26 protein-coding genes are annotated in these 25,482 nt (G+C 74.6%); 14 read left to right on the plus strand and 12 right to left on the minus strand.

The genetic code is table 11. From position 1 onward, the window contains the following. Positions 1-129 precede the first annotated feature (129 nt). Complete coding sequence (locus GA0070616_RS19510) at positions 130-2,142, plus strand: endonuclease/exonuclease/phosphatase family protein (protein ID WP_091091145.1); 2,013 nt, start codon at positions 130-132, stop codon at positions 2,140-2,142. Between the two features lie 115 nt (positions 2,143-2,257). On the opposite strand, the gene GA0070616_RS19515 is transcribed toward GA0070616_RS19510, so the two are convergent. The 4 genes from GA0070616_RS19515 to cofC form a co-directional block, all read right to left on the minus strand. After that, complete coding sequence (locus GA0070616_RS19515) at positions 2,258-3,148, minus strand: NUDIX hydrolase (RefSeq protein ID WP_091084931.1); 891 nt, start codon at positions 3,146-3,148, stop codon at positions 2,258-2,260. An 80-nt stretch (positions 3,149-3,228) separates the two neighbouring features. Next, on the minus strand, positions 3,229-5,523 hold the full coding sequence (locus GA0070616_RS19520; RefSeq protein ID WP_091084936.1) for an RNA degradosome polyphosphate kinase: 2,295 nt from the start codon (positions 5,521-5,523) through the stop codon (positions 3,229-3,231). Positions 5,524-5,577: 54 nt separating this feature from the next. Then, on the minus strand, positions 5,578-5,775 hold the full coding sequence (locus GA0070616_RS19525; RefSeq protein ID WP_175440136.1) for a cold-shock protein: 198 nt from the start codon (positions 5,773-5,775) through the stop codon (positions 5,578-5,580). 56 nt (positions 5,776-5,831) lie between these two features. Next, positions 5,832-6,479 carry a 2-phospho-L-lactate guanylyltransferase gene (cofC, locus tag GA0070616_RS19530; RefSeq protein ID WP_091084943.1) on the minus strand — a complete coding sequence of 216 codons (648 nt, stop codon included), beginning with the start codon at positions 6,477-6,479 and terminating at the stop codon, positions 5,832-5,834. 127 nt (positions 6,480-6,606) lie between these two features. Here cofC and GA0070616_RS19535 point away from each other — a divergent pair, with 127 nt between their 5' ends. From GA0070616_RS19535 to GA0070616_RS19550, 5 genes are all read left to right on the plus strand, one after another. Then, positions 6,607-7,338 carry a lysophospholipid acyltransferase family protein gene (locus GA0070616_RS19535; protein WP_091084948.1) on the plus strand — a complete coding sequence of 244 codons (732 nt, stop codon included), beginning with the start codon at positions 6,607-6,609 and terminating at the stop codon, positions 7,336-7,338. A 52-nt stretch (positions 7,339-7,390) separates the two neighbouring features. Beyond that, on the plus strand, positions 7,391-8,389 hold the full coding sequence (locus GA0070616_RS19540) for an NAD(P)H-dependent glycerol-3-phosphate dehydrogenase (protein ID WP_091084952.1): 999 nt from the start codon (positions 7,391-7,393) through the stop codon (positions 8,387-8,389). A gap of 5 nt (positions 8,390-8,394) precedes the next feature. Beyond that, complete coding sequence (locus GA0070616_RS19545; RefSeq protein WP_091084956.1) at positions 8,395-9,507, plus strand: cystathionine gamma-lyase; 1,113 nt, start codon at positions 8,395-8,397, stop codon at positions 9,505-9,507. A gap of 144 nt (positions 9,508-9,651) precedes the next feature. Then, on the plus strand, positions 9,652-9,807 hold the full coding sequence (locus tag GA0070616_RS28240; RefSeq protein WP_175440137.1) for a hypothetical protein: 156 nt from the start codon (positions 9,652-9,654) through the stop codon (positions 9,805-9,807). 128 nt (positions 9,808-9,935) lie between these two features. Next, positions 9,936-10,976 carry an ROK family protein gene (locus GA0070616_RS19550; protein WP_091084959.1) on the plus strand — a complete coding sequence of 347 codons (1,041 nt, stop codon included), beginning with the start codon at positions 9,936-9,938 and terminating at the stop codon, positions 10,974-10,976. A 241-nt stretch (positions 10,977-11,217) separates the two neighbouring features. On the opposite strand, the gene GA0070616_RS19555 is transcribed toward GA0070616_RS19550, so the two are convergent. Both GA0070616_RS19555 and GA0070616_RS19560 read right to left on the minus strand, forming a co-directional pair. After that, positions 11,218-11,418 (minus strand): DUF397 domain-containing protein, encoded by a 201-nt coding sequence (locus GA0070616_RS19555; protein WP_091084962.1) that lies wholly within the window; start codon positions 11,416-11,418, stop codon positions 11,218-11,220. Between the two features lie 3 nt (positions 11,419-11,421). Further along, the gene (locus GA0070616_RS19560; protein WP_091084967.1) at positions 11,422-12,267 is read right to left on the minus strand and encodes a helix-turn-helix domain-containing protein; all 846 of its coding nucleotides are present in this window, start codon (positions 12,265-12,267) and stop codon (positions 11,422-11,424) included. Between the two features lie 280 nt (positions 12,268-12,547). Between GA0070616_RS19560 and GA0070616_RS19565 the strand changes: the two genes are divergently transcribed. After that, positions 12,548-12,796 carry a hypothetical protein gene (locus GA0070616_RS19565; protein ID WP_091084971.1) on the plus strand — a complete coding sequence of 83 codons (249 nt, stop codon included), beginning with the start codon at positions 12,548-12,550 and terminating at the stop codon, positions 12,794-12,796. On the opposite strand, the gene GA0070616_RS19570 is transcribed toward GA0070616_RS19565, so the two are convergent. Continuing rightward, the gene (locus tag GA0070616_RS19570) at positions 12,793-14,169 is read right to left on the minus strand and encodes an ATP-binding protein (protein WP_091084974.1); all 1,377 of its coding nucleotides are present in this window, start codon (positions 14,167-14,169) and stop codon (positions 12,793-12,795) included. The genes GA0070616_RS19565 and GA0070616_RS19570 overlap by 4 nt on opposite strands. Before the next feature lie 204 nt (positions 14,170-14,373). Between GA0070616_RS19570 and GA0070616_RS19575 the strand changes: the two genes are divergently transcribed. Then, positions 14,374-15,480, plus strand: coding sequence for a D-alanine--D-alanine ligase family protein (locus GA0070616_RS19575; protein ID WP_091084977.1), 1,107 nt, complete (start codon positions 14,374-14,376; stop codon positions 15,478-15,480). A gap of 21 nt (positions 15,481-15,501) precedes the next feature. Here the strand turns inward: GA0070616_RS19575 and GA0070616_RS28245 are convergent, their stop codons facing one another. Genes GA0070616_RS28245 through GA0070616_RS19585 form a run of 3 tightly spaced genes read right to left on the minus strand, consistent with a single transcriptional unit; the run spans position 15,502 to position 16,508 of the window. Continuing rightward, positions 15,502-15,642, minus strand: a complete 141-nt coding sequence (locus tag GA0070616_RS28245) for a hypothetical protein (RefSeq protein WP_175440138.1) — start codon at positions 15,640-15,642, stop codon at positions 15,502-15,504. 11 nt (positions 15,643-15,653) lie between these two features. After that, the gene (locus GA0070616_RS19580; protein WP_091084981.1) at positions 15,654-16,274 is read right to left on the minus strand and encodes a DUF3515 family protein; all 621 of its coding nucleotides are present in this window, start codon (positions 16,272-16,274) and stop codon (positions 15,654-15,656) included. Beyond that, positions 16,275-16,508: an Lrp/AsnC ligand binding domain-containing protein gene (locus tag GA0070616_RS19585; protein WP_013284547.1), complete on the minus strand. Its 234-nt coding sequence runs from the start codon at positions 16,506-16,508 to the stop codon at positions 16,275-16,277. Positions 16,509-16,628: 120 nt separating this feature from the next. Between GA0070616_RS19585 and GA0070616_RS19590 the strand changes: the two genes are divergently transcribed. Next, on the plus strand, positions 16,629-17,570 hold the full coding sequence (locus tag GA0070616_RS19590; protein WP_091084983.1) for a thiamine-phosphate kinase: 942 nt from the start codon (positions 16,629-16,631) through the stop codon (positions 17,568-17,570). A 67-nt stretch (positions 17,571-17,637) separates the two neighbouring features. After that, positions 17,638-18,105, plus strand: a complete 468-nt coding sequence (locus GA0070616_RS19595; RefSeq protein WP_091084986.1) for a GNAT family N-acetyltransferase — start codon at positions 17,638-17,640, stop codon at positions 18,103-18,105. Positions 18,106-18,250: 145 nt separating this feature from the next. On the opposite strand, the gene rpmB is transcribed toward GA0070616_RS19595, so the two are convergent. Continuing rightward, positions 18,251-18,442, minus strand: coding sequence for a 50S ribosomal protein L28 (rpmB, locus tag GA0070616_RS19600; RefSeq protein WP_091084990.1), 192 nt, complete (start codon positions 18,440-18,442; stop codon positions 18,251-18,253). 178 nt (positions 18,443-18,620) lie between these two features. On the opposite strand from rpmB, the gene GA0070616_RS19605 reads away from it, so the two are divergent. Both GA0070616_RS19605 and recG read left to right on the plus strand, forming a co-directional pair. Next, complete coding sequence (locus GA0070616_RS19605; protein ID WP_091084993.1) at positions 18,621-20,225, plus strand: DAK2 domain-containing protein; 1,605 nt, start codon at positions 18,621-18,623, stop codon at positions 20,223-20,225. Then, positions 20,222-22,423, plus strand: coding sequence for an ATP-dependent DNA helicase RecG (recG, locus tag GA0070616_RS19610; RefSeq protein WP_091084997.1), 2,202 nt, complete (start codon positions 20,222-20,224; stop codon positions 22,421-22,423). Before GA0070616_RS19605 ends, recG begins: the two co-directional genes overlap by 4 nt. Before the next feature lie 73 nt (positions 22,424-22,496). On the opposite strand, the gene GA0070616_RS19615 is transcribed toward recG, so the two are convergent. Further along, positions 22,497-24,002, minus strand: a complete 1,506-nt coding sequence (locus tag GA0070616_RS19615; protein ID WP_091085002.1) for a cell wall anchor protein — start codon at positions 24,000-24,002, stop codon at positions 22,497-22,499. A gap of 306 nt (positions 24,003-24,308) precedes the next feature. Here GA0070616_RS19615 and rsmD point away from each other — a divergent pair, with 306 nt between their 5' ends. Then, a complete protein-coding gene (rsmD, locus tag GA0070616_RS19620; protein ID WP_091091148.1) occupies positions 24,309-24,872 on the plus strand; it encodes a 16S rRNA (guanine(966)-N(2))-methyltransferase RsmD in 564 nt (187 codons plus the stop codon). After that, positions 24,869-25,348, plus strand: a complete 480-nt coding sequence (gene coaD / locus GA0070616_RS19625; protein ID WP_091085007.1) for a pantetheine-phosphate adenylyltransferase — start codon at positions 24,869-24,871, stop codon at positions 25,346-25,348. Before rsmD ends, coaD begins: the two co-directional genes overlap by 4 nt. The last annotated feature ends 134 nt before the right edge of the window (positions 25,349-25,482 follow it).

Raw genomic sequence — 25,482 nt, forward strand, 5'->3', positions numbered from 1 at the left:
GACAGGGGCGCCCGCCACCACGGCGGGCGCCCCTCGTCGTTGCCGGCCCGGTGCGCCGGGACGTTGACCGGCTCCGGGCCGGGCGGCCAGAATCGCCGCACCGCCCCCGGTGCTGAGGAGACGTCCGTGCTGCGCCACCGCCATTCCGGCACCCTCGCTCTCGCCCTCGGCGTCGTCGTGCTGGTCGACGTGCTGCGGGTGTTCCTGCCCTCGGTCATCACCATCTTCGGGCAGGCCGCCGCCACCCCGGCCGAGTTGCTCGGCGTGTTCGCGCTGGGTTGGTTCGTCCTGGCCTTCGCCGCCCCGCCGCTGGTCGCGAGGATCGGCGCCAGACCGGTGACGGTCGTCGCGGGGGCGGCGCTGGCCGGTGCGCGGCTGGCCCTCACGGCCGCGCCGGGCGGGCGCTGGCAGCTCTGGCTCGCCGCCGCCGGGCTGCTCGCCGGCCTGGTCTGGTTGGCCGGCAGCGCCGCCCGCACCGCCCGACCCGTGCCGGGCCTGGCGCTCGGGCTGGCCGCCGGGGCGCTGCTGCACACCGCACTCGCCACGCACGACCTGGTGTGGCGGGGCGGCTGGTTGGCGTGGACCGCCAGCGCGGCCCTGGTGGCCGCCTTCGTCGCCGGCCTGCCCGGCCCGCGACCCCAGCCCGACCCCCGTCCCCAGCCCGGCACGGGGCCGGGCTCCGGGCCGACCGTCACAGGGCCGGGATGCGGCCCGACCCTCTCGGGTCCGTTGTCCGGCCCGACCGTCACAGGCTCGGGTTCCGGCCCGACCGTCGCGGGGGCGGGGCGGGGTGCAGGCGGTGCGCGGGCGTGGATGGTGGCCGGGCCCGCGCTGCTGCTGGCCGGCATGCTGGCCCTGTCCCCGGCGGTCGCCGGGACCGCGATGTCGTACCTCCAGGGCCGCGCCGGCACCGGCGGTACGCCACTGTTCGCGCTGGCGCCGATGGCACCGGCGGTGGCGGTGTTCGTCGGGGGCGCGCTGACGCCGGTACGCGGCCGGTGGCGGCCGGTGCCCCCGGCCGTGCTGCTCGCCGGGACGCTGCTGGCCACCTACGGTCCGCCGAGACTGCTGGTCGTCGCCATGGTGCTGGCGGCTGCGGGGCTCGGCGGCTGCCTGGCCCTGCTCGACGAGCCGGCGGACGGCCGGCAGGCGCGGCCGGAGGCCGGCCGCCGGCGGGCGTACGCGGCCCTGGTCGGCATGCTCGGCTTCGCCGTCGCCACGGTGCTCCACTACGCCGCCTACGACCTCGGCTATCCCAACGGGTGGCTGCCGCCGGTCGTGGCCGCCCTGGTGGCCGTCGCCGCTCTGCGCACGCCGCCCACGGCGGGACGCGTCCGGGTCCTGCCCAGACTGGCGGTCACCGCCGTGACCGTCCTCGTCGCCCTCGTCGCCACCGTCGGGCACGGGCCGTGGATGGTCATCGACAACCGGCCGGGGCCGCCCCGGCAGGTCCGGCTGGTGGCGTACAACATCCGGATGGGGTTCGGCCTCGACGGGCGGCTCGACCTCGACGCCCTCGCCCGCGCCGCCGGCCGCGCCGACGTGGTGGTGCTCAGCGAGGTGGACCGGGGTTGGCTGCTCAACGGCGGCCACGACACCCTGCACCTGCTGGCCGTACGCCTGGGGATGCCCTACGTCTTCGCGCCCGCCGCCGGCCCGCTCTGGGGCGACGCGGTGCTCAGCCGCTGGCCGGTGCGCGCCCCCCGGACCCGGGCGCTGCCGGCCGTGGGCGCGCCCACCGGCGCGCAGGCGCTCGCCGTCACCGTGGACTTCAGCGCCGGGGTACGCCTCGCCGTGGTCGGCACCCACCTCCAGCCGCCACCGGACGGCGGCCCGGTGGCGCAGGCCCGCGCGGTCGCCGCCTTCGCCACCGGGTACGCCGCCGGGATGCCCCTGGTGGTCGCCGGGGACCTCAACACCGAGCCGGACGACCCGGCGTACGCCGAGTTCATCCGGGCCGGCCTGGTCGACGCGCTGGCGGCGGCCCGTCCGCTGCCCACCTCCCCGGCCGACGACCCGCGCGAGCAGATCGACCACGTCCTCGTCTCACCGGATCTCGGGGCGACCGATGCCGGGACGATCCCCGGCACGGCCAGCGACCACCTGCCGGTCGCGGTCACCCTGGCCCTGCCGGCCCGCTGACCGGTCCGGGACCCGGCGGGGGCGTGCCGGCCGGCGGCGGCACGCGCGGGCCGGTCGTCCTTCGGGCCGGTCGTCCTTCGGGCCGGTCGTCCTCCGGGCCGGTGGGCGGCCGTAATCAGAGGCGGTCGGCGGCGAGCAGGTGTTCCCCGGCGAAGGCCAGCAACCAGCCGCCGCCCTTGGGGGTGACGAAGTCGTCCGCCGCCTCGTGCGGGCCACCGGTCAGGTGCGCCAGCGCGCCCGGGATCACCTTTCCCTGGCTGCACACGACGGCCGGGTCACCCGCCGCCGCCAGCACCACCAGCCGGGCGGCGGCGGCCAGGGCCCGCTCCTCGGCCTGCTGCCCCGGCAGGGGTTCGTCCAGGTCGCCGTTCACCTCGATCGGCAGGTCGAGCAGCGCGGCGACCGGGTCGAGGGTCTGCACGCAGCGGCGGGGCGACGCCGACAGCAGCCGGGTCGGACGCAGCAGCGCCACCAGCGGTGCCAGGCCCTCCGCCTGCGACCGGCCCCGCGCGTCGAGCGGACGCGCCCGGTCCGGACCCGTCCAGGTGCCGCGCCTGCCGGCTTGGGCGTGCCGCACCAGCGCCACCGTCGCGGTGACCGTCGGCAGCGCGGCGAAGGCCGCCAGCACCTCCGCGTCGTGCGGGTAGCTGACCAGCCGGACCGCCTCGTCCACCGGCAGCCAGCGCACGTCGTCGACCTCGGTGCCCGGTTGGAAGCCGCCGGTGCCGACCGCCCGCATCGACCAGAACTCGACCGTCTTGGGTCGGCCCTCGCTGTGGTAGTGGACGGTGGGCAGGCGCACCTGGGGCACGGCCTGCGCGTCGGCTTCCTCCGCGACCTCGCGGACGGCGGCGAGCAGCGGATGCTCACCCGGATCCAACTTGCCCTTCGGCAGCGACCAGTCGCCGTAGCGCGGCCGGTGCACCAGGCACACGTGGGCACCGTCGGCGTCGGCCGGGCGCCACACGACGCCCCCGGCCGCCCGGATCGCGGTCACGCCAGCCACCGGGTGGGGCGGGGACGGCGGCCGGCGCGGTGCCGGGCGTCGGGGAAGGCAGCCATCTCGTCAGCCTATGTCCCGCCCGCTCATCCGGCCGTGCCACCGACGCGACGCAGCAGCAACTCCTGGAGGTCGGCCAACGGGGCCTCGCCGGTGCCGGTGCGGCGGGTCCAGGTGCCGTCGGAGGCCAGCTCGAACGCGTCCACGTCGGGACTCATCGCGGCGGTCAGCACGTGGTCCAGCTCGGCCCGGGCCACCGGGTCGGTCACCTGCACCAGCGCCTCGACCCGACGGTCCAGGTTGCGGTGCATCAGGTCGGCCGAGCCGATCCAGAACTCCGCGTCGCCGTTGTTGCCGAACCGGAACACCCGCGAGTGTTCCAGGAACCGGCCGAGGATCGATCGGATCCGGATGTTCTCCGACAGCCCCGGCACTCCCGGCCGCAGCGTGCACATGCCGCGGATCATCAGGTCGACGTGCACCCCGGCCCGGGAGGCCCGGTACAGCGCGTCGACGATCTCCTCGTCGACCAGCGAGTTCACCTTGACCTGCACCAGCCCCGGCATCCCCAGCCGCACGTGGGCGATCTCCCGGTCGATCCGCTCGACCAACCCGCTGCGGATGCCCTGCGGTGCCACCAGCAGCCGCCGGAACGCCGTCTGTCGGCTGTACCCGGTGAGCACGTTGAACAGGTCGGTCAGGTCGGCCCCGATCTCCGGGTCGGCGGTGAGCATGCCGAAGTCCTCGTAGAGCCGGGCGGTCTTCGGGTGGTAGTTGCCCGTGCCGATGTGGCAGTACCGGCGGATCTGGTTGCCCTCCTGGCGGACCACCAGGGCCGTCTTGCAGTGGGTCTTGAGCCCCACCAGGCCGTACACGACATGGCAGCCGGCCCGTTCCAGGGTGCGCGCCCAGCCGATGTTGGCGACCTCGTCGAAGCGGGCCTTCAGCTCGACCAGCACCACCACCTGCTTGCCGGCGGCGGCGGCGTCGACCAGCGCGTCGACGATCGGGGAGTCACCGCTGGTGCGGTAGAGGGTCTGCTTGATGGCGAGCACGTTCGGGTCGGCGGCGGCCTGCTCGACGAAGCGCTGCACGCTGGTCGCGAACGAGTGGTAGGGGTGGTGCACGAGGATGTCCCCGTCGCGCAGCGTGGCGAAGACGCTGCGCGGCACCTCCCCCTCGGCGAGGCGCGGGTGGGTGGCCGGCACGAACGGCGGATCCTTCAGGTCGGGCCGGTCGGCCTCGCCGTAGAGCTGCCACAGGGCGGACAGGTCGAGCAGCCCGCGCACCCGCAGCACGTCCTGGGCGTTCATGTCCAGTTCGCGGACGAGCAGTTCCAGCATGTGGTCGGAGATGGAGGCGGCCACCTCCAGGCGCACCGGCGGGCCGAACCGACGCCGCGCCAGCTCGCGTTCCAGCGCCTGGAGCAGATCCTCGTCGCGGTCCTCGTCGACCTCCACCTCGGCGTTGCGGGTCACCCGGAACAGGTGGCACTCCACCACCTGCATGCCGGAGAACAACTGCCCCAGGTGCACCGAGATGAGGTCCTCCACGGGCAGCACCCGCACGCCGGGCTGGTCCCGGTCGACCCGCACGAACCGGGGCACGTTGTTGGGCACCTTCACCCGGGCGAACAGCTCCGAGCCGCCGTCGGGGTCGCGTACCGACACCGCCAGGTTCAACGACCGGCCCGAGATGTACGGGAAGGGGTGCGCCGGGTCCACCGCGAGGGGGGTGAGCACCGGGAAGATCTGCTCGCGGAAGTAGGTGCGCAGCCGCTCCCGCTCGGCGTCGCCCAGATCGGACCAGCGCAGCACGCGGATGTCCTCGGCGGCCAGCCGGGGCAGCACGTCGTCGACGAAGCAGGCGGCGTGCCGGGCCACCAGCGCGGCGGCCTTCTCCGAGACGAGGTCGAGCTGGGTGCGCAGGGGCATCCGGTCGCCGCCGCGCACGGGCAGGCCCGCCTGGAGGCGTCGCTTCAACCCGGCGACCCGCACCATGTAGAACTCGTCGAGGTTGCTGGCGAAGATGGCCAGGAACTTCGCCCGTTCCAGCAGCGGCGTACGCCGGTCCTCGGCCAGGGCGAGCACCCGGGCGTTGAAGTCGAGCCACGACAGCTCCCGGTTGAGGAATCTGTCCTCGGGCAACGGTGCGGCCGGGGAAGCGTCCGGGGCGGGTTCGTCCGCCGGATCCGGATCCGGGTCCAGGACCTCCTCCAGACCGGCGGAGGCCGCTGCCGGGTCGGTGCCGGCCCGGTCGACGCGGTCGAGGGCCGGCCGGAACCGTCCGTCGGCGCCCCGGGGGCGGGTGCCGTTGCGACGGACCCCCGGGTCGGCGGTGGTGGTGGGCTGGTCGGCGGGGTGTTCGCGAGGGGTGCTCACCCCCTCATAATCACCCGATCCGGGTTAACGCAATCTGAACTTGGGGGTCTCGGATCAGCCCATGGTCGGCAATGTCACCCGCACGACCGTCCCGTCGGCGTCGGTGTCGACCCGGACCCGCTGGCCCAGTCGCAACAGGCGCAGCCCCGAGGCGTCGAACGCCGGAGCGGGGAAGGACAGCTCGGTGCCGTCGTCGAGCAGCAGCGTGCCGCTGCGGGTCGAGGCGTCGTAGGTGGCCACCGTGCCCTGCATGCCCAGCACCGTACACCGGCGGGGCGGTCAGCCGGCGGTGGAGCCGGCCCGGGTGCTCAGCCGGCGGTGGAGCCGGCCCGGTTCTCGGCCGCCACCAGCGCCGCCGTGCGCGGGCCCAGACCGAGCCGGACCGCCGCCGCGAGGTCGTCGGGGGTGTCCACGTCGCGGCGCAGGCTCGGCCAGTCGCCGGCCAGCCGCCGCGCCCCGCTGGCGGCATGCGCCTCCGCCGAGCCCACGCCGAAGCGCGGATCGAGAGGTACGCCGGGCGGCGCGGCCAGCAGCACGGTGCCGCAGCCGGGGGCGTCGGCCACGAAACCGCGTACGCCGGGCGGGCCGGTCCGGGCCGCGCGCAGCGCCGCCGCCAACTCGGCGGGACGCAGCGCGGGCAGGTCGGCGGTGAGCCCGGCCACCCAACTGTCGCCGGCGGCCGACGCGCCGCGCCGGAACGCGGCGTTCAGGCCCGCGCGGGGAATGTCCGGCACCACCCGCGCGCCCGCGGCGCGGGCGGCGGCGACAGCCAGCGGGTCGTCGGTGACCACCAGCACCTCCGTCACGGCGGGGCAGGACCGCACCGCGTGGAGGGTGTCGGTGGCCAGGGCGAGGGCCAGGGCCTCGTGGGGTACGCGCGGCAGCGCCCCCCGCAACCGGCTCTTCGCGGCGGTGAGGTGCTTGATCGGCACCACCGCGGTCCATGGCTGGCTCACGCCCGTCATCCTGCCAGCCGCGGGGCGGTACCCTCACTGGCCGTACCAGGGGCGAGCAGGCATGATTTCGCTGCGGGTGTGACCGGGCTCGCCCGGTGGGCAGGTCGGGGCGGTACGAGGAGGCGCGGTGACACGGCGGAGGCTGGGTTTCTGGCAACGGTTCGCCGTGGTGCTGATCAAGCCGGTGATGACCGTCTGGACCCGACGCACCTGGCGCGGCATGGAGCACCTGCCGCGCACCGGCGGCGTGATCATCGTGCCGAACCACATCTCCCACGCCGACCCGCTGGTCTCGGCGCACTTCGTCTACGACGCCGGCCGGTGGCCCCGGTTCCTGGGCAAGGCCAGCGTGTTCCGCGTGCCGGTGATCGGCTGGATCCTGCACCGCTGCCGGCAGATCCCCGTCGAACGGGGCACCGCTGACGCGGTCAAGTCGCTGGACACCCTGATCGAGGCGCTCGCCGAGGGCGGGGCGGTGGTGATCTACCCCGAGGGCACCACCACGCGGGAACCCGGGATGTGGCCCATGCGGGGCAAGACCGGGGCCGCCCGGCTCGCGTTGACCACGGGCGCGCCGGTGGTGCCGGTGGCGATGTGGGGCCCCGAGAAGATCTTCGACCCCCGGACGGCCCGGCTGAACCCGCGTCCGCGCATTCCGGTGACAGTCGTCGCCGGCCCGCCGGTCGACCTGAGCCGGTGGGCCGGCGCGGAGCCGAGCCGGCAGGTGCTGGAGGAGATGACCGACGCGATCATGCTGCGGCTGCGGGACCTGCTCGCCGAGATCCGCGGCGGCACCCCGCCGCCGTTGTGGGAGCGTCCCGGCCGGGGTCGGGAACAGCGCCCGGAGGCGGCGGCATGATCGGGTCGGTGGCCGGGCCCGGTGGGGCGTTCGAGGGTGGAGGGGTGAGGGCATGAGCGGGCACGTCGCGGTCCTGGGGGCCGGCTCGTGGGGGACGGCGTTCGCCAAGATCCTCGCCGACGCCGGCCGGGACGTCACCGTCTGGGCCCGTCGGCAGCAGGTGGCCGAGGTGTTGCGGGCGCAGCGGCGCAACCCCGAGTACCTGCCCGACCTGGTGCTGCCGCAGCGGGTCACGGCCACCGGGGACGCCGCCGAGGCGATCTCCGGTGCCGAGCTGGTGGTGCTGGCCGTGCCCTCGCAGACCCTGCGCGGCAACCTCGCCGAGTGGGCCGGGCACCTGCACCCGGACGCCACGCTGGTGTCGCTGATGAAGGGCATCGAGCTGGGCACGACGAAGCGGATGAGCGAGGTGATCGTCGAGACCGCCGGGGTGGCGGCGGACCGCGTCGTCGTGGTCTCCGGCCCGAACCTGGCTCCCGAGATCGCCGCCGAGCAACCGGCCGCCACGGTCGTGGCGTGCACCGACGTCGACCGGGCCACCCTCGTGCAGAACGCCGTCACCACGCCGTACTTCCGGCCGTACACCAACGACGACGTGATCGGCTGTGAACTGGGCGGGGCGGTCAAGAACGTGATCGCCCTGGCGTACGGCATCGCCACCGCCATGGGTTTCGGTCACAACACCCGGGCGATGCTCGTCACCCGGGGACTCGCCGAGACCGCCCGGCTGGGGGTGGCGCTCGGTGCCGACCCGCTGACCTTCGCCGGCCTGGCGGGCATGGGCGACCTGGTCGCCTCCTGCTCGTCGCCGTCGGCCCGTAACCGCACCTTCGGCGAGCACCTGGGCCGGGGCGCGACCCTGGAGGAGGCCCGGGTCGCCACCCGGCAGACCGCCGAGGGGGTCAAGAGCGCCCTGGCGATCCGCGACCTGGCCCGCGCGCACGGCGTGGAGATGCCGATCACCGAACAGGTCGAGCTGGTCTGCCACGAGGGCGTCGACCCCCGACGGGCCGTCCAGGCGTTGATGAGCCGCACCACGAAGCCGGAGTGAGGGACATGACCGACCAGCACGACGGCACCCGGTGCGTACACGCCGGCCTGCCGGACCCGTCACCCGGGCAGCCGTTCCTGCCGGGGCCGGTCTTCGCCGCGCCCTACCACCTCGATCCACGGCAGGGGCCGGCGGCGGCCCCGAACGGGTACGGCCGGCCCGACAACCCCACCCGGCGGCTGCTGGAGGCCGCCATCGGCGAACTGGAGGGCGGCGAGTGCCGCACCTTCGCCAGCGGGCAGGCGGCCATCACCGGGCTGCTGCTGGCCCTGCTGAAGCCCGGCGACACGGTGGTGCTGCCCACCGACGGCTACTTCCCCGTGCGCGCGTTCGCCACCGACACCCTGCAACAGGTGGGGGTGACGGTGCGCTTCGTCCCGACCGCCGGGCCGTACCCCGACCTCGACGGCGTCCGGCTGGTCCTGGTGGAGACCCCCGCCAACCCCGGCCTGGACGTGGTGGACCTGCCCGCACTGGCCGCCCGGGTGCACGCTGCCGGGGCCCTGCTCGCCGTGGACAACACCACCGCCACGCCGCTCGGGCAGCGCCCGCTGGACCTGGGTGCCGACCTGGTGGTGGCCTCCGGCACCAAGGCGCTGACCGGCCACTCCGACCTGCTGCTCGGCTACGTCGCGGCCCGCTCGGCGGACCTGGTGGAGACGGTCACCGCATGGCGTACCGTCACCGGGGCCGTGCCGGGGGCGTTCGACGCCTGGCTGGCGCACCGTTCCCTGGCCACCCTCGACCTGCGGCTCGGCCGGCAGACCGCCAACGCGGCGGCGCTGGCGGACCTGCTGGCCGGGCGGGACGACGTGACCGGGCTGCGCTGGCCGGGCCGGCCGGGAGACCCGGCGTACCCGGTGGCGTCGGCCCAGATGCGTCGGATGCCGGGGGTGCTCTCCTTCGATCTCGGCGACGCCGACCGGGTCGCCCGGTTCCTCGACGCGGCCCGGCTGGTGGCCGCCGCCACCTCCTTCGGCGGTCTGCACACCAGCGCCGACCGGCGGGCGCAGTGGGGCGACGACACCCCACCGGGCTTCGTCCGGCTCTCCTGCGGGGTGGAGGACACCGTCGACCTGGTCGCCGACGTGACGGCGGCGTTGGACGCCTCGCGGTGACCGGTCCGTCCGCCGTGTGCCGCGAGGTCGTGGTGCGCCGGTTGCGGACCGCGGGCTGTGTCCGGGCCGAGGAGGAGGCCGCCTGCTGGTGGCCGCCGTCGGCACCCCGACGGAGCTGGATCTGCTGGTGACGGTGGCCCTGGCGTGTCGGACCGGCTCGCTCCGGGCGGTCACCTGGTGGTGGAGAGCGGCCGGGAGCAGGCCGGGGCCCTGTGCGCGGCGCTGTCCGCCGCCGGCCTGGTGCCGCAGATGCGACGGGACGCCGACCTGGACGCGACGGTGGTGCTGGCCCGTAACTGACGGGCCGCGCCGCGTCCGTGCCCGGTCCGTCCTGCCGAGCCGCCCGGCAGCCCGCCGCACCGCAGGCATGGCGGGAGCGGGTACGGGAAACTAGCCTCACGTCAGCACATCGACGAGAGGCGGACGACGTGGGCAGCGTGGGTGTGCCGGTGGTCGTGGGGCTCGACAACGGCGGCACCAGCAACAACGCCACGGTGCTGACCGTCGACGGCCGGTTCCTGGTCGACGGGCTGGTGGAGATCCCCAGCGAGGTCCGGGTCGGTCCGGTGGCGGCGGTCGAGGCTCTCGCCGCCGCCTTCGACGGGGTGCTCGCGTTGACCGGGGTGCCCCGTGAACTCGTCCGGGCCGTCGGGCTGGACACGCCGGGGCCGGCCAGCGCCGACGGGGTGATCTCCTCGAAGGGGTCGACGAACTTCGCCCAGCCGGCCTGGCGTGGCTTCGACGTGCGGAGCGCGCTGCAGCGGCGGTTGGGGCTTCCGGTGGTCTACCACAACGACGGCAACGCCGCCGCGCTGTACGCCCACCACGCGTACTTCGGCGCGGCGGCGATGCGCCGGTCGTCGGTGTCGGCGATCGTGGGCACCGGGCTCGGTGGCGGCCTGGTCAACGACGGCCGGGTGATCGCGGGCGCGGCGGGAATGGCCGGCGAGCTGGGCCACGTGCACCTGCCGCTCGACGGGCTGCTCGGCCCCGGTCAACCGGTGCCTACCTGCGCCTGCGGCTTCGCCGGGGACGCCGAGAGCGTCGCCTCGTTGACCGCGATCGCGCGCAACCTGCTGCCGTACTGGCTGACCCGCTTTCCCGGCCATCCCCTCGCCGCCGAGCCGGTGGAGCGGGCGGCCAAGCTGGTCCGGGGCTACGGGGAGCGGGGCGACCCGCTGGCCCGGGAGATCTTCGCCCAGCAGGCCCGGGCGCTCGGCCGGCTGTTCACGCTGGCCGCGAACGTCACCGATCCGCACGCGTACTTCGTCGGCGGGGGTGTGGTGGAGGCGGCCCCGGAGTTCCGTGACTGGTTTCTGGCGATCGTCCGGGAACACACCGTGCTGCGGGCCGAGCAGGCGGCCGTGGCCACGTTCGCGCTGGTGCCGGATCGGGACATGGCGGGCGCTCGGGGGTGGCGATCGCCGCGCTGGAGGCGCTGCGTGCCGGTTCCGCGTCGGCGCCCCTGACCGGGGACCGGAGCGCGGGCGGAGCCGGCCCGGGGGCCTGAGGGCGGGACCGGCCCGCAGGTCTGCGGGCGGGACCGGGTCGGGGGGTCTGCGGGCGGGACCGGGCCGGGATCTGCGGGCGGAGCGGCCCGGGGGCGGGGTGCGGCAGGGGCTGAGGGCTGACCGGGCCGGCGGTGCCGTGACCGGCCCGGTCAGCGATCTCGGGCGGGACGCGGTGGACGCGCCACGGGTGGGGGACGGGCTACGGTCGCGGGGGCGCGCCGGTGAAGGCGGCCCAGGCCGTGGGCGGGAAGAGCAGCACGGCGCCGGCCCGGTCCTTCGAGTCCCGGACGGCCACGGTGTCGGGGATCGCCGCGATCTCCACGCAGGCCCCCTCGTCACCGCTGTGGCTGCTCTTGCGCCATCCGGCCGCGGCCAGCGCCGTGCTGATCGTCGGTGTCATGCTCTACCGTCCCTTCAGGAGTGTGACGAGTTCGTCGCGGCTGGCCGCAGGGCTGAGCGCGACGGTGCGCAGATGTTCCATGATCTTGGTGCAGGTTCGCAGGTCACCCGGTCTGTCGAGGACCATCTGCCCGGCCACGGTCTCGACCGAGGCGATGATCGGGTCCTCCGGGTCGGCGAACTCCAGGATGTGCAGCGAGCCGCGGGTGCCCCGGTGGTAGCCAGCGGACAGCGGGATGACCTGGACGGTCACGTTCGGCAGCTCGGTCATCTTCAGCAGGTGGCGCAGTTGCCCGTCCATGACCGTCCGGTCGCCGACCGGCCGCAGCAGCGCCGCCTCGTCGAGGATCGCGTCGAAGATCGGCGGGGTGTCGCCGGTGAGCCGCTGCTGGCGGTCCAGCCGCAGGTGCACCCGTTGTTCGACCTGTTCGTCGGTGAGGGTGTGGGGCCCGCCGCGCATGACGCCGCGGATGTAGTCGGCGGTCTGCATCAGACCGGGCACCACGGACGGCTCGAAGTTGGCGATGCCGGTGGCCTCGGCCTCGAGGGCGATGAAGTCGATGGTGCGCCGGTCCAGCAGGTAGGAGTACGACACCCACCAGCCCGGCTTGCGGGCGTCCTTGGCGAGTTGCACGGCGGCCGCCACCTCGTCCGCGCCGACCCCGTAGAGGGTCAGCAGGGCTCGGACGGTGGCGGGGTTGACCAGCGTCTGGGCGTTCTCGTAGCGGGACAGCGTGCTGCGGGTGCTGTTGATCTCGTCGGCTGCGGCCTCCAGGGTGAGGCCGGCGGCCTCCCGGTGGCTGCGCAGGGCGATCCCGAGCCGGCGCGCCCGGGCGGTCTTGGGTGCCATGCGTCGATGTTCTCACGTATCTGGGAGCATGTACATGAGAGAACGTCGGTGAGAGTTGCATTCACGGCCATGGAGGTGTCAATCTGTGTTGGCGTCCTCACCGCCGGTTGTCGTGGCGACGGTGGCGGTGGGTGACCGGAGGGGATGGGGCGCGTGGCGATCGGGTTTCTCCCCCGTACCCGATCGTCACGTGCCCCGCGCCGACCAGGCCCGACCACTGTGGAGGGATCGACGTGCGTACTGTTGGACAGGGGTACGGCGAGCGCACGGGCCGCCCACGGTGACCCGCTTCCTGGTGGTCCTCACCGACGTGCGCGCCGACGTCGCGGGCGGCCGTGACGAACGCAACTGGCCGGAGCGTCGCCGCCAGGTGGTCGGGGCGAGCAGCCGGGAGGCCGCCGACCGGATCGCCGGGGCGTTCATGGCGCTGGGCATGGTACGGGCCGGCCGCCAGCGGGTGAAGGTGATCGCGATCGGCCGCCGGCACGCCCGCCTGGACCGCGAACCCGCCGGCCAGGCGGGCGCCTAGAGCAGACGCCGCCGCTTCAGGTAGGCGACCAGGTCGTCGTAGACGCCACCCTCGTTGGCGAACATCGCCACGTTGCGGGCGGTGGCCAGCCACGGCCGGGTCGACGGCCGCACCTCCTTCAGCGCCCGTTCCAGGTCCCGCTGCTCGATCATGCGCACCTCTCCGGTGCGCACCGAGTCGGCCATCGCGAACTCGGCCGCCGTCTCGCACAGGTGGGCCAGATCCGCCCCCGAGAAGTCCTCGGTCGCGGCGACCACCGGCCGCAGGTCGATGCCGGCGATCGGCCGGTCCCGCAGGTGGTATTCCAGGACGGCCCGCCGGGCGTCCGGGTCGGGCGGCAGCACCAGCACCACCCGGTCCAGCCGACCCGGTCGGCGCAGCGCCGGGTCCACGTCCCACGGGGTGTTGGTGGCGGCCAGCACGAAGACTCCCTCGTTGTCGCCCTCCATGCCGTCCAGCTCCGCCAACAGCTGGTTGCCCAGAGTGCGCATCGAACTGGAGCTGGCCTGGGACCGCTTGTGGCCCAGGGCGTCGATCTCGTCGAGGAACAGCACGCAGGGCGCGTTGCGCCGGGCCGCCTGGAACAACTCGTGCAGGTTGCGTTCCGAGTTGCCCATCCACATGTCGAGCACGTCGACGATGGACAACGACAGGAACTTCGCGCCCATCTCGCCGGCCACCGCCCGGGCCAGGAAGGTCTTGCCGCAGCCGGGCGGGCCGTACAGCATGAGGCCACCGCGCAGGCTCTTGCCGTACATCCGGCGCAACTGCGGATTGCGTAACGGGCCGAGGAAGGCCAGCTCAAGGCGCTCCTTGACCGCCGCCATGCCGCCGACGTCGGTCAGCCGGACCCCGGAGGTCTCCACGTCGAACACCCGGTCGGCGTCGCCCGTCACCGGCTCGGGTTCGTCGCCGGCCCGGACGAAGCGGGGCGGCACCACGTCGGCCAGTTCCCGTTCGTAGGCCGCGAGCGGGTCGACGGTGCCGTCACCGCCCGCCCCCGTCGGCGGCGGGACCGGCGGAGCGGGCCGCGCCCCCGCCGGCGGCGCGGTGGGCTGTGGGCCCGCCGGTGGCGCGATGGGCTGTGGGTCCGCCGGTGGCGGAGCGGCCGGTGGATCCGCCGGCGACAGGGTCGACTCCGGGCCCGTGGGCCCGGACGACGACGGGGATGCGGCCCCCAACGCCCGGTGCATCAGCTCCTGCGCCTGCCCGTTGCCCGGCTCCCGGGCCAGCGCCTGGCCGATCTGTGCGATCGCCTCCGCCCGACGACCCGCGTCGAGCAGCAGGTCGGCCAGGTGCAGCCGCAGCGGCAGGTCGTCGGGACGGGCGTCCAGGGCCGCCGTCAGGGAGGCGATGAGAGGATCGGCGCTCATGGGACGGGTAGCGTAGTGCCCCACCCGCCAGCCCGGAATCCCGCGCCCGAACCGCCCCGCCCGATTACTGTGCGTATACGACGAGTTGACCGGTTGCCGTGGGATGAGGCCTCTCGCCGGGTATCGGCAACCGGCTGCGGCCACCCACAGTAAGGTCAACCGGGTGAGGGCCCGCCCGCAGTCGTGTACCGAGAGGTGACCGGAGTGACCACCCCAGGCAAGACCCGTGTCGCGATCGTCTTCGGCGGTCGCAGCCCGGAACACGGCATTTCCTGCGTCAGCGCGGGCAGTGTGCTCGGCGCCCTCGACCCCGACGAGTACGAGGTCGTCCCGGTCGGCATCACCCGCGCCGGGCAGTGGGTGCTGACCAGCGGCGACCCCGCCGGGCTGGCGATCACCGCCCGGCGGCTGCCGGAGATCACCGCCGCGTCCGGCACCGACGTCGTGCTGCGCGCCGACCCGACCGGCAACGGGCTCGTGGTGCTCGATCCCACCGAGGGGCCCCGGGCGCTGGCCGACGTGGACGTGGTCTTCCCCGTGCTGCACGGCGCGTACGGCGAGGACGGCACCATCCAGGGCATGCTGGAGATGGCCGGCCTGCCGTACGTGGGCGCGAACGTGTTCGCCTCCGCCGCCGCCATGGACAAGGAGTTCACCAAGAAGCTCTGCGTCGCCGAGGGCATCCCCGTCGGCCCCTACGCGGTGCTGCGCAACGGCATGACCCTCAGCGAGGAGGACAAGCAGCGCCTCGGGCTGCCCGTCTTCGTCAAGCCCTCGCGCGCCGGTTCCTCCTTCGGCATCACCAGGGTCAGCGACTGGGCGGACCTCGACGCCGCCGTGGCCACCGCCCGACAGATCGACCCGAAGGTGCTCGTCGAGGGCGCCATCGTCGGCCGCGAGATCGAGTGCGGCGTGCTGGAGGGCGAAGCCGCCGGGATGCCCGAGGCGTCGGTGCTGGCCGAGGTGCGGGTCGTCGGCGACTACGACTTCTACGACTTCGAGGCCAAGTACATCGACTCGGAATCCGCCTGCGAGTACGACATCCCCGCCGACCTGCCCGACCCGGTCACCCGCCAGGTGCGCGAGTACGCCGTCCGGGCCTTCGCCGCCCTGGACTGCGCCGGCCTGGCCCGGGTCGACTTCTTCGTCACCCCGGAGCTGGACGTCTACCTCAACGAGATCAACACCATGCCGGGCTTCACCCCGACATCGATGTTCCCGCGGATGTGGGCGGCCGCCGGCCTGGAGTATCCGAAGCTGGTGGACCGTCTCATCCGGACCGCCCTGACCAGGGGCACCGGCCTGCGCTGAGTGGCCCGGCAGCGTCCCCGGTCAGCCGCCCGGCACCGTGACCGGGGTGACCGGCCCGGCACTGCCGTCGGGTGACCGGCCCGGCACCGGCGGCGGGCCGGTGCTCCCGCCGGGCGCGGCAGCCACGGCGGTCGTCACCGCCACCAAGGCGAAGGCGGCCACGTCGTCGGGGGTCAGTCCCGGCAGCCGTCGGGGGCGGGACCGGCGGACGGCACCGAGGCGACGACCGTGTCGGCGATCGGGCTGATCCGTTGCAGGGCCGGGCCGTGCTCCCGGGGCACCCGCACCGAGACGGCGGTCTCCCGGTCGACGGTGGTGAGCACCGTGGCGTCGGGCCCCTCGACCGGGTGCCAGCAGACCGAGTTGACCACCCACACGTCGTCGGTGGCGCCCACCTCGGGCTCCGCGCCGCCGCAGGCCACCGTGAGCGCCGGATCGCCGTAGGCGGCGTTCTGTTCCGGGCCGGCGGTGACCGGCCGCTGCGCCAGACCGCCCACGCTCGCGGGCAACTGGGACAGCAGGGCCCGGCACACCGTGGCGGGCCGCTCGGCCAGCGGCGGGGCAGCCATCTCGACCGGGGCGGTGGACTGCGCGCGGGTGGTCGACGGCGACGGCTCGGGCGCGGCGACCGGCGTGCCGGGGGAGAGCTTGGCGAACGCGAGCCCGCCGACCAGCAGCGTCACCGGCAACGCCACCGCCGTGGCGATCAGCGCCGCGCTGCGGGTCGTGCGGTCCCGCGCCGGGCCGGTGGCGTCGTCGGAGCCGGCGGCGGGAGTTTCGGAGATCGTGAGCACTTACAGCCGCACCACCGAACACGTGAGGGTGCGGGTGATGCCCGGCACCATCTGGACCTTGCTGACGATCAGTTTACCCAGTTCGTCGACGGTGTTCGCCTCGGTGAGCACCACCACGTCGTACGGGCCGGTGACGGCGTCGACCCGGACCACGCCGGCAAGATCGGCGATGAGACCGGCCACGTCACGCGCCCGACCGACCTCGGTCTGGATGAGGATGTACGCCTGAACCACGACTCGACCTCCGTCCGTCGCCGCCAGTGGGCGGCCCGAAGGGAGAAAGTACCGTACGGACCAGGTGTGATCCCTTTCGGTGGTCGGGGAGCAGCGGTGAGCGACAGGAAGGGCGGCCCGATGGGCATCGCGGGTGTCGGCGAGTTCGGCCTCATCGACCGGGTGACCGCCCGGTTGTCGTACGGGACGTCCGTCCTGCTCGGCCCGGGCGACGACGCGGCGGTGGTGGCCGCCCCCGACGCGCGGGTGGTCGCATCGACCGACGTTCTGGTGGAGGGACGGCACTTCCGCCGCGACTGGTGCGGCGCGCAGGACGTCGGCCACCGGGCGGCGGCGGCCAACCTCGCCGACATCGCGGCGATGGGAGCCACTCCGACCGCGCTGCTGGTGGCGCTGTGCGTACCGGCCGACCTGCCCACCGAGTGGGCCGAGGGCCTCGCCGACGGGCTGGGCGCGGAGGCGGCCCTGGTCGGCGCGAGCGTGGTCGGCGGCGACATGTCGGCCAGCGCCACGCTGACCGTCGCGGTCACCGCCCTGGGCGACCTCGGCGGCCGGCCGCCGGTGACCCGATCGGGGGCCCGCCCCGGCGACCTGGTCGCCCTCGCGGGGCGCACCGGGTACGCAGCCGCCGGCCTGACCGTGCTGTCCCGCGGATTCCGCACCCCCCGACTGCTGGTCGAGGCGTACCGCCGGCCGGAGGTGCCGTACGCGGCCGGTCCGGCAGCCGCCCGGGCCGGGGCCACCGCGATGATCGACGTCTCGGACGGGTTGCTCGCCGACGTCGGACACGTGGCCAGGGCCAGTGGCGTCGCCGTCGACCTGCGACGGGACGCTTTCGAGGTGCCCAGGCAGATGCGCGACGCCGGGCAGGCGCTCGGCGTCGACCCGTACCACTGGATCCTCGGCGGCGGAGACGACCACGCCCTCGTCGCGACCTTCCCGGCGGGGACGGCGCTGCCCGACGGGTGGCGGCCGGTGGGCCGGGTCACCGACGGCACCGGCGTGACGGTGGACGGCGCGGCCCCCGACGGGCCGACCGGCTGGGACCACTTTCGTGCGTGACGCGGCCCCGGTCACCCAGACCGGGACCAGGTCCGGTCGGGGGCGGAGCCGGTCGTACCCTTCATCCGTGAGGGAACTGGAGATCCACGCGGTGCGCTTCGACTCGCCGGTGGCGCAGGGGCTGATCGCCGCGGCGCTGGCGGACCTGGGTGCCCGCTACGGCGGCAACGGCGACGAGACCCCGGTCCACGCGGCGGAGTTCGCCCCGCCGTCGGGCGCCTTCCTGGTGGCCCGGCTCGACGGGGAACCCGTCGGCTGCGGCGGCTGGCGCAGCCACGGCGACGCGGGCGACACCGCCGAACTCAAGCGGATGTACACGGCCCCGCAGGCCCGGGGACGCGGCGTGGCCCGGGCGATCCTCGCGGCGGTGGAGCGCTCGGCGTGGGAACAGGGCCGCAAACGGATCATCCTGGAGTGCGGCGACCGGCAGCCCGAGGCGATCGCCATGTACACCGCAGCCGGCTACGAGCGGATCCCCAACTTCGGCTTCTACCGGGACGAGCCGGGCTGCCTGTCGTTCGGCCGCACCCTCTGACGGGCGGCCGGGTACGGCGGACCGACCCGGCGCGGGAGGTCGGCGGCCCGGCGCGGGAGGTCGGCGGCCCGGCGCGCACGCCAAAACCGGCGGACCCGGGTGGGCCCGCCGGTGGTGACGAGTATGAGGTTGCGGCGCTACCGCGTCAGGCGCGGGTGACCTTGCCGGCCTTGATGCACGACGTGCAGGCCTGGACCTTCTTGGTGTTGCCGCCACCGGCCGGGGTGCGCACCGACTGGATGTTCGGGTTCCAGCGGCGGTTGGTCCGCCGGTGCGAGTGGGACACGTTGTGGCCGAAGCCCGGCCCCTTGCCACAGACGTCGCACACGCTAGCCACGGGATACTCCTGGGATTGATACGTTCATGAGGTCGCCGGCAGGCGCTGCCCGGACAACCTGGCCAGGTTACCCGATGCCCCGGCCGGCCGCCCAACCGGGCCGCCCGGCGACCTGCCGAGCGCGGGACACGCCCGCCGACCCCGGCGGCTGTCCGGGCGCGCCAGTAGGCTTCCCACCGTGCTGGACACCCTCGACGCCGCCGCGGTGCGCCGCTGGTGCGCGGGCGGACTGGCCGCGCTGCGCCGACACCAGGGCGAGATCGACGACCTGAACGTCTACCCCGTGGCCGACGGCGACACCGGCACCAACCTCGTGCTCACCCTCACCTCGGCCCAGCAGGCCCTGGCGATGGACCTCGACACCCTGCCCGACGGCGGCCCCACCGCCCACGGCCACGCCCTGCGGCTGATGGCCCGGGGCGCGCTGCTCGGCGCGCGGGGCAACTCCGGGGTGATCCTGTCGCAGATCCTGCGCGGCTTCGCCGACGCGGCCGCCGCCGTGCCCGCCGTGCGCGGTCGCGAGCTGGCCGCCGCGCTGCGGGCGGCGACCACCGCCGCCTACACCGCCGTCGCCCAGCCGGTCGAGGGCACCCTGCTGACCGTGGCCGCCGCCGCCGCGCGGGCGGCGGAGGCAGCCGACACCGACGACCTGCGGGCCGTGGCCCGGGCGGCGGCCCGGGCCGCCGCCGAGGCCCTGGCCCGCACCCCGCAGCAGCTGCCGGCGCTGGCCCGCGCCGGGGTGGTCGACGCCGGGGGGCGGGGCATGTGCCTGCTGCTCGACGTGCTCGTCGAGGTGCTCACGGGGCAGAGCGCGGACCACCCGGCGACCCCACCGCCCGCCCGCCCGGCGCTCACGGCGCTGCGGGAGACCGGCTCCGAGGCGTACGCGTACGAGGTGCAGTTCCTCCTCGACGCCGAGCCGCAGGCGGTGGCCCGGATGCGGGAGAAGCTCGCCGCGCTCGGTGACTCCCTGGTGGTGGTCGGCGACGGCGCCGCGTCCACGGGCACCTGGAACGTGCACGTGCACGTCAACGACGTCGGCGCGGCGGTGGAGGCGGGTGTGGAGGCCGGGCGTCCCCATCGCATCTCGGTCACCCGGTTCGCCGACCAGGTTCCGCCGGCCGGGTCCCCGGGCGGCCGGGCCGCGGTGGTGGTGGCGGCCGGCACCGGCATCGCCGAGCTGTTCGCCGGCGAGGGGGCCACCGTGGTGCCCGCCAACCCGTCCACCGGCGAGCTGCTGAGGGCCATCCGCGACACCGGCGCGGCCCGGGTGGTGGTGCTGCCCAACGACCCGGACACCCAGGCGGTGGCGAGCGCGGCGGCGAAGGAGGCGCACGCGTTCGGCATCCGGGTCAGCGTCGTGCCCACCCGCTCCCCGGTGCAGGCGCTGGCCGCCCTCGCCGTCCGCGATCCGGGCCGCCGGTTCGAGGACGACGTGATCGCGATGGCCGAGGCGGCGGGCGCCTGCCGCTCCGCCGAGGTGTGCCAGGCCAGCCGGGAGGCGCTCACCGTCGCCGGCCCCTGCCGGCCGGGCGACGTGCTGGCCATGGTCGAGGGGGAGGTCCACCTGATCGGCGACGACCTGGTGGGCACCTCGGTCGCCCTGGTCGACCGGATGCTCGGCGGGGGCGGCGAGCTGGTCACCCTGCTCTCCGGCGCCGAGGCCCCGGCCGGGCTGGCCGACGCGGTCCGCGCACACATCGCGAGGCGCTGGCCGTTCGTGGAGGTGCAGATGTTCCCGGGTGGGCAACCGCACCATCCGCTGCTGGTGGGGGTGGAATGACGTCCGAGCCGTCGGCGGTGGACACGCCGCTGAAGAAGCTGGTCGGGGACAAGACCGCGAAGGCGCTGGCCAGCCACCTCGACCTGCACACCGCCGGTGACCTGGTCTACCACTTCCCCCGCCGCTACGACGAGCGCGGCGAGCACACCGACATCCGCTCACTGGACGTGGGGGAGCAGGTCACCGTCCTGGCCCAGGTGCAACGCACAGCCGTACGCCCCATGCGCCAGCGGCGGGGCAACCTGCTGGAGGTGACCGTCGGGGACGACTCCGGCGGCACCCTCACCCTCACCTTCTTCGGCAACCAGGCGTGGCGGGAGCGCGAGCTGCGTCCCGGCCGGTGGGGGATGTTCGCCGGCAAGGTCACCGAGTTCCGGGGCAGACGCCAGCTCAACGGCCCCGAGTACGTGCTGCTCGGCGACTCGACCGACGGCGAGGCGGCGGCCAGCGAGGAGGTCGAGGAGTTCGCCGGGGCGCTGATTCCCGTCTACCCGGCCGCCGCGGCCGTGCCCACCTGGGTGATCGCCCGCTGCGTGCGGGTGGTGCTGGACACGTTCACCCCACCGGAGGATCCGTTGCCGGCGACCCTGCGGGCCGGCCGCAACCTCGTCGGCATCGGCGTCGCGCTCCGGGAGATCCACCGGCCGTCCAGCAAGGAGGATCTGTACCGGGCCCGCCGCCGGCTCAAGTGGGACGAGGCGTTCGCCGTGCAGCTGACCCTGGTGCAGCGCAAACGCCGCGCCGCCGACCGGCCGGCCCGCCCCCGGCCGGCGGCGACCGGCGGTCTCCTGGACGCCTTCGACGCCCGGCTGCCGTACGAGCTGACTCCGGGCCAGCGTCAGGTCGGCAGCGAGATCGCCACGGACCTGGCCGCCCCCCACCCGATGCACCGACTGCTCCAGGGCGAGGTCGGCTCCGGCAAGACCGTCGTGGCGCTGCGTGCGATGCTCCAGGTGGTCGACGCCGGCGGGCAGGCCGCGCTGCTCGCGCCGACCGAGGTGCTCGCCGCCCAGCACCACCGGGGCATGCTGGACCTGCTGGGCCCGCTCGCGCAGGCGGGCGAGCTGGGGTCGGCGGAGCACGCCACCCGGGTGGAGTTGGTCACCGGCTCGCTCGGCGCGGCGGCGCGGCGACGGGCCCTGGCCGAGGTGGCGAGCGGGGCCGCCGGCATCGTGCTCGGCACGCACGCCCTGCTCTACGAGGGCGTCGACTTCGCCGACCTCGGTCTGGTGGTGGTCGACGAGCAGCACCGGTTCGGGGTCGAACAGCGCGACGCCCTGCGCGCCAAGGCCGAGCAGCCGCCGCACGTGCTGGTGATGACGGCCACCCCGATCCCCCGCACGGTGGCCATGACCGTCTACGGGGACCTGGAGATCTCCACCCTGTCGCAGTTGCCGAAGGGCCGGTCGCCGATCGCCTCGCACGTCGTGCCGGCGGCCGACAAGCCGGCCTTCCTCGACCGGGCCTGGCGGCGGTTGCGTGAGGAGGTGGCCGCCGGCCACCAGGCGTACGTGGTCTGCCCCCGCATCGGCGAGGCGGGGTCCGGGGCCGAGGAGGAACCGCCGGTCGACGACAACGGGCGGCGTCCGCCCCTGGCGGTGACCGAGGTCGCGCCGCTGCTGGCCGAGGGGCCGTTGCACGGGCTGCGGATCGGGGTGCTGCACGGCCGTCTGCCGGCCGACGAGAAGGACGCGGTGATGCGCTCCTTCGCCGCGGGTGACCTCGACGTGCTCGTGGCGACCACGGTGGTCGAGGTCGGTGTGGACGTGCCCAACGCCACGATGATGATCGTGCTGGACGCCGACCGGTTCGGCGTGTCCCAGCTGCACCAGTTGCGTGGCCGGGTCGGCCGGGGCGCCGCCGCCGGGCTGTGCCTGCTGGTCACCGAGACGGCCGAGGGTTCGTCGGCGCGGGAACGGCTGGATGCGGTCGCCTCCACGACCGACGGCTTCAAGCTGGCCGAACTCGACCTGGAACAGCGCCGGGAGGGCGACGTGCTGGGCGCGACCCAGTCCGGGCGGCGGTCCCACCTGCGGCTGCTGTCCCTGCTGCGCGACGCCGAGCTGATCCGGGACGCCCGGTCCGAGGCGGTCACGCTGGTCGAGGACGACCCGGAACTGGACCGGCACCGGGCGCTGGCCGCCTCGGTGGCCGCGCTGGTCGACGCCGAGCGCGCGGAGTACCTGGAGAAGGGCTGACCGACGGGCTGGCGGTGCGCCGAGGGCGCGCCGACCGGGTGGTCGACGCGCCCTCGGATCAGGTCAGCCCGGCTCAGGCGGTGAAGTGCACCCGCCGCCGCCGCGCCATCACGAACAGCACCGCGCCCAGCGCCAGCAGGGCCACGGCACCGGCGGCGATGCCGCCGGCCGCCGCGCCGGTCACCGGCAGGCCCGGCTCCTCGCCGCCGCCACCCTCGCCGCAGCCCTCGGGGGCGTAGACGACCTCGAGCTCCAGGTCGAGCTCGGGCAGGACGACCAGCGCCGTCTCGTCGTCACCGGCCTTGAAGGTGACCTTCTCGGCGGTGCCCGGCTTGACGGTCCGGGTCTCGGTCTTGTCGCCGTAGGTGAACGTGGCGGTCACCGGCATGGCACCCTCGGGGTTCGACGCGGTCAGCGCGAAGGTGTCACAGTCCGCGTCGGCGGTCACCGTGGGCAGCGGGCAGTCCTCGGGACGCTCCCAGGTGTACGTGCCGTTCTCGATGACCTTGCCGTCGACCAGCACCTCGATCTTGCCGGCGTCGGCGGCGGGCACCACGAGGCCGTTCTCGGCCTTGCCCGGCTCGACGGTCACCGTCTTGGACCAGCCGTTCTCGGCGCGGACCTCGAACTCGACCGCGTACTTGGAGATCGAGCCGTCGTTGCTCAGGGCCACCGTGACGGTGCCGTCGCAGTTGGACGTGAAGGCCGCAGCCGGGGTGGTGCAGCTCTTGTCGCCGCCGTTGTACCAGCCCTGCGGGCCCTTGGACCGGTTGCCCGGGGCACCCTTGTCGCCCAGCTTCTTCGAGCCGTAACGGGGGCCCTTCTCGACCAGCGGGTCGATGACCTCGTCGGCGTCGCCCCAGATCAGGTCGACCTGGGTGTGGCAGTCCGGAACGTCGACGGTCAGCTCGATCTCGTTCTGGCCGGCGCCCAGCCAGTCGCTGTCGGGGGTGCCGTGCACGTACTGCGGGGTGGCGAACTGCGGCCGGGGCGCGAAGTACGACACCAGCGTGAACCACTGCTTGGCCTCGCCGCAGAGCGGCAGGTCGCCCTCCAGCTTGACGGTCGCCGTGCCCTTGGGGCCGTCGAAGGTGTGGCTGTAGGACGCCTTGTCGGCGTCGACGCACTTCGGCGCGGGGGTGCACGGCTGGTCGGTGGCCAGGTCGATCCTGCCGCTGTCGGTGGACTTGGCGTTGTTGCGCTGCCAGAGGGCGTCCACGGTCAGGGTGGCGCGGGCGGTGTCCCCGGGCACCCGCTGGACGGCCTCGACGTGGCCGCCCTTCGGGATGACCACCTCGCTGAGGGGCTTGCTCTCGGCGCCCTCGACGGCGACAGTCACCGCGGTGGCCGGGTCGGCCGTGACCTTCGTGATCGTGGCGGCCTTGTTCCGTTCGCTGTTCACGACCTTCCACGTGATCACGCGCTCGCCGCTGAGCTGGTCGCAGGCGGCGGTGGCGGTGATGGTGGTGTGGTGTGCGCTGGCCGGAGCGGCGGCCACGGCGACGGCTCCGGCGAAGCCGACGACCGCGGCTCCCAGAACGGCCAGTGGTCGCCGCAGCGACAGCTTGGTACGGATCACGCGTACTCCCAGGGTGAAGAAGCTCTGAGGGGGGCGCGGACGGGGGCGGCGGTGCGGACCAGCGGTGCGTACGCCGGTGAGGGGGCGTTCGGCGTACCGCGGGCCGGCGGACTCCCGTCGGCACCGGCAGACCCTAGCGACATCGCGGCGGGCGGCACAGCGCACAGTGACCCTTAAGAATGATGTTATGGATTCGAGATCATTGATGTACCGATCGTGATCGTCCGGAGGCGTAGTGGCTACCCGGGGTGTCTCCGGCGGAGCCCGCCGGTCGCGTAGCGTCGGGGGCATGAGCAGGTGGACGCGGTGACCCGGATCGTCGCCGGCGCGCTCGGTGGGCGGCGGATCGCCGCGCCACCCGGCGCCGGCACCCGACCGACCTCCGACCGGGTTCGGGAGGCGCTGTTCAGCGCGGTGCAGTCCGAGGTCGACCTCGACGGGGCGCGCTTCGCCGACCTGTACGCCGGGTCCGGCGCGGTCGGCCTGGAGGCGATGTCCCGGGGGGCCGCGCACGTGCTGCTGGTCGAGTCCGATCCGCGTGCGGCCCGGGCGATCCGGGAGAACGTCGCCGCCCTGCGCGCCGCGCCCGCCGTCCGCCTGGTCACGGGCAAGGTCGCCACGGTGCTGGCCGCCGGCTGCGACGGCGACCCCTACGACGTGGTGTTCGCCGACCCGCCGTACGCGCTGCCCGACGCGGACCTCACTGCGGTGCTCGCCGCCCTCGTCGACGGCGGGTGGCTGGCCCCGCGGGCGCTGGTGGTGGTGGAGCGGTCCAGCCGCACCGGCCCCGTGGGCTGGGTGGAGGGGGTCACCGCGCAGCGCAGTCGTCGCTACGGCGAGACCACCCTTTGGTACGGTCGCCGATCATGAGACGTGCGGTGTGTCCCGGCTCGTTCGACCCGGTCACCAACGGGCACCTCGACATCGTCGGCCGGGCCAGCCGGCTGTTCGACGAGGTGATCGTCGGTGTGCTGATCAACCAGTCCAAGAGCGGCCTGTTCACCGTCGAGGAGCGCATCGACATGCTCCGCGAGGTGACCTCGTCGTACGACAACGTTCGGGTGGAGTCCTTCCGGGGGCTGCTGGTCGACTTCTGCCGGGCGCAGCAGGCGAGCGTGCTGATCAAGGGCCTGCGGGCGGTCAGCGACTTCGACTACGAGTTGCAGATGGCCCAGATGAACATCGGCCTGGCCGGCGTGGAGACGCTGTTCATGCCGACCAACCCGCTCTACTCCTTCCTCTCCTCCAGCCTGGTCAAGGACGTGGCCAAGTGGGGCGGCGACGTCTCCGCCCACGTTCCCGAGCTGGTTCGCGAGGCCCTCGCCACCCGCCTGACCCAGCCCTGACCGACCCGCCGGGTAACCGGTGCCCCCGCGCCCCCGTCGGGGTGGGCGAGGGCTGCGGGTGGGGGTCTCGACGCGCCGGGCCGCAGGGGTGGGATGCGGCGTGGCGGGTTCGCGACATGATGGGTGCGAGCGGG

The organism is Micromonospora nigra (assembly GCF_900091585.1).
Taxonomy (GTDB): Bacteria; Actinomycetota; Actinomycetes; order Mycobacteriales; family Micromonosporaceae; genus Micromonospora; species Micromonospora nigra.

Coding starts and splice junctions, on each gene's coding strand:
- GA0070616_RS19525 (WP_175440136.1), bottom strand. CDS start 5,775: ATGCAGGGCACGGTGGCCACCTACGACGCCTCGACCCGCAGCGGCACG.
- GA0070616_RS19540 (WP_091084952.1), top strand. CDS start 7,391: ATGAGCGGGCACGTCGCGGTCCTGGGGGCCGGCTCGTGGGGGACGGCG.
- GA0070616_RS19545 (WP_091084956.1), top strand. CDS start 8,395: ATGACCGACCAGCACGACGGCACCCGGTGCGTACACGCCGGCCTGCCG.
- GA0070616_RS19555 (WP_091084962.1), bottom strand. CDS start 11,418: ATGACACCGACGATCAGCACGGCGCTGGCCGCGGCCGGATGGCGCAAG.
- GA0070616_RS19560 (WP_091084967.1), bottom strand. CDS start 12,267: ATGGCACCCAAGACCGCCCGGGCGCGCCGGCTCGGGATCGCCCTGCGC.
- GA0070616_RS19570 (WP_091084974.1), bottom strand. CDS start 14,169: ATGAGCGCCGATCCTCTCATCGCCTCCCTGACGGCGGCCCTGGACGCC.
- GA0070616_RS19590 (WP_091084983.1), top strand. CDS start 16,629: ATGGGCATCGCGGGTGTCGGCGAGTTCGGCCTCATCGACCGGGTGACC.
- recG (WP_091084997.1), top strand. CDS start 20,222: ATGACGTCCGAGCCGTCGGCGGTGGACACGCCGCTGAAGAAGCTGGTC.
- coaD (WP_091085007.1), top strand. CDS start 24,869: ATGAGACGTGCGGTGTGTCCCGGCTCGTTCGACCCGGTCACCAACGGG.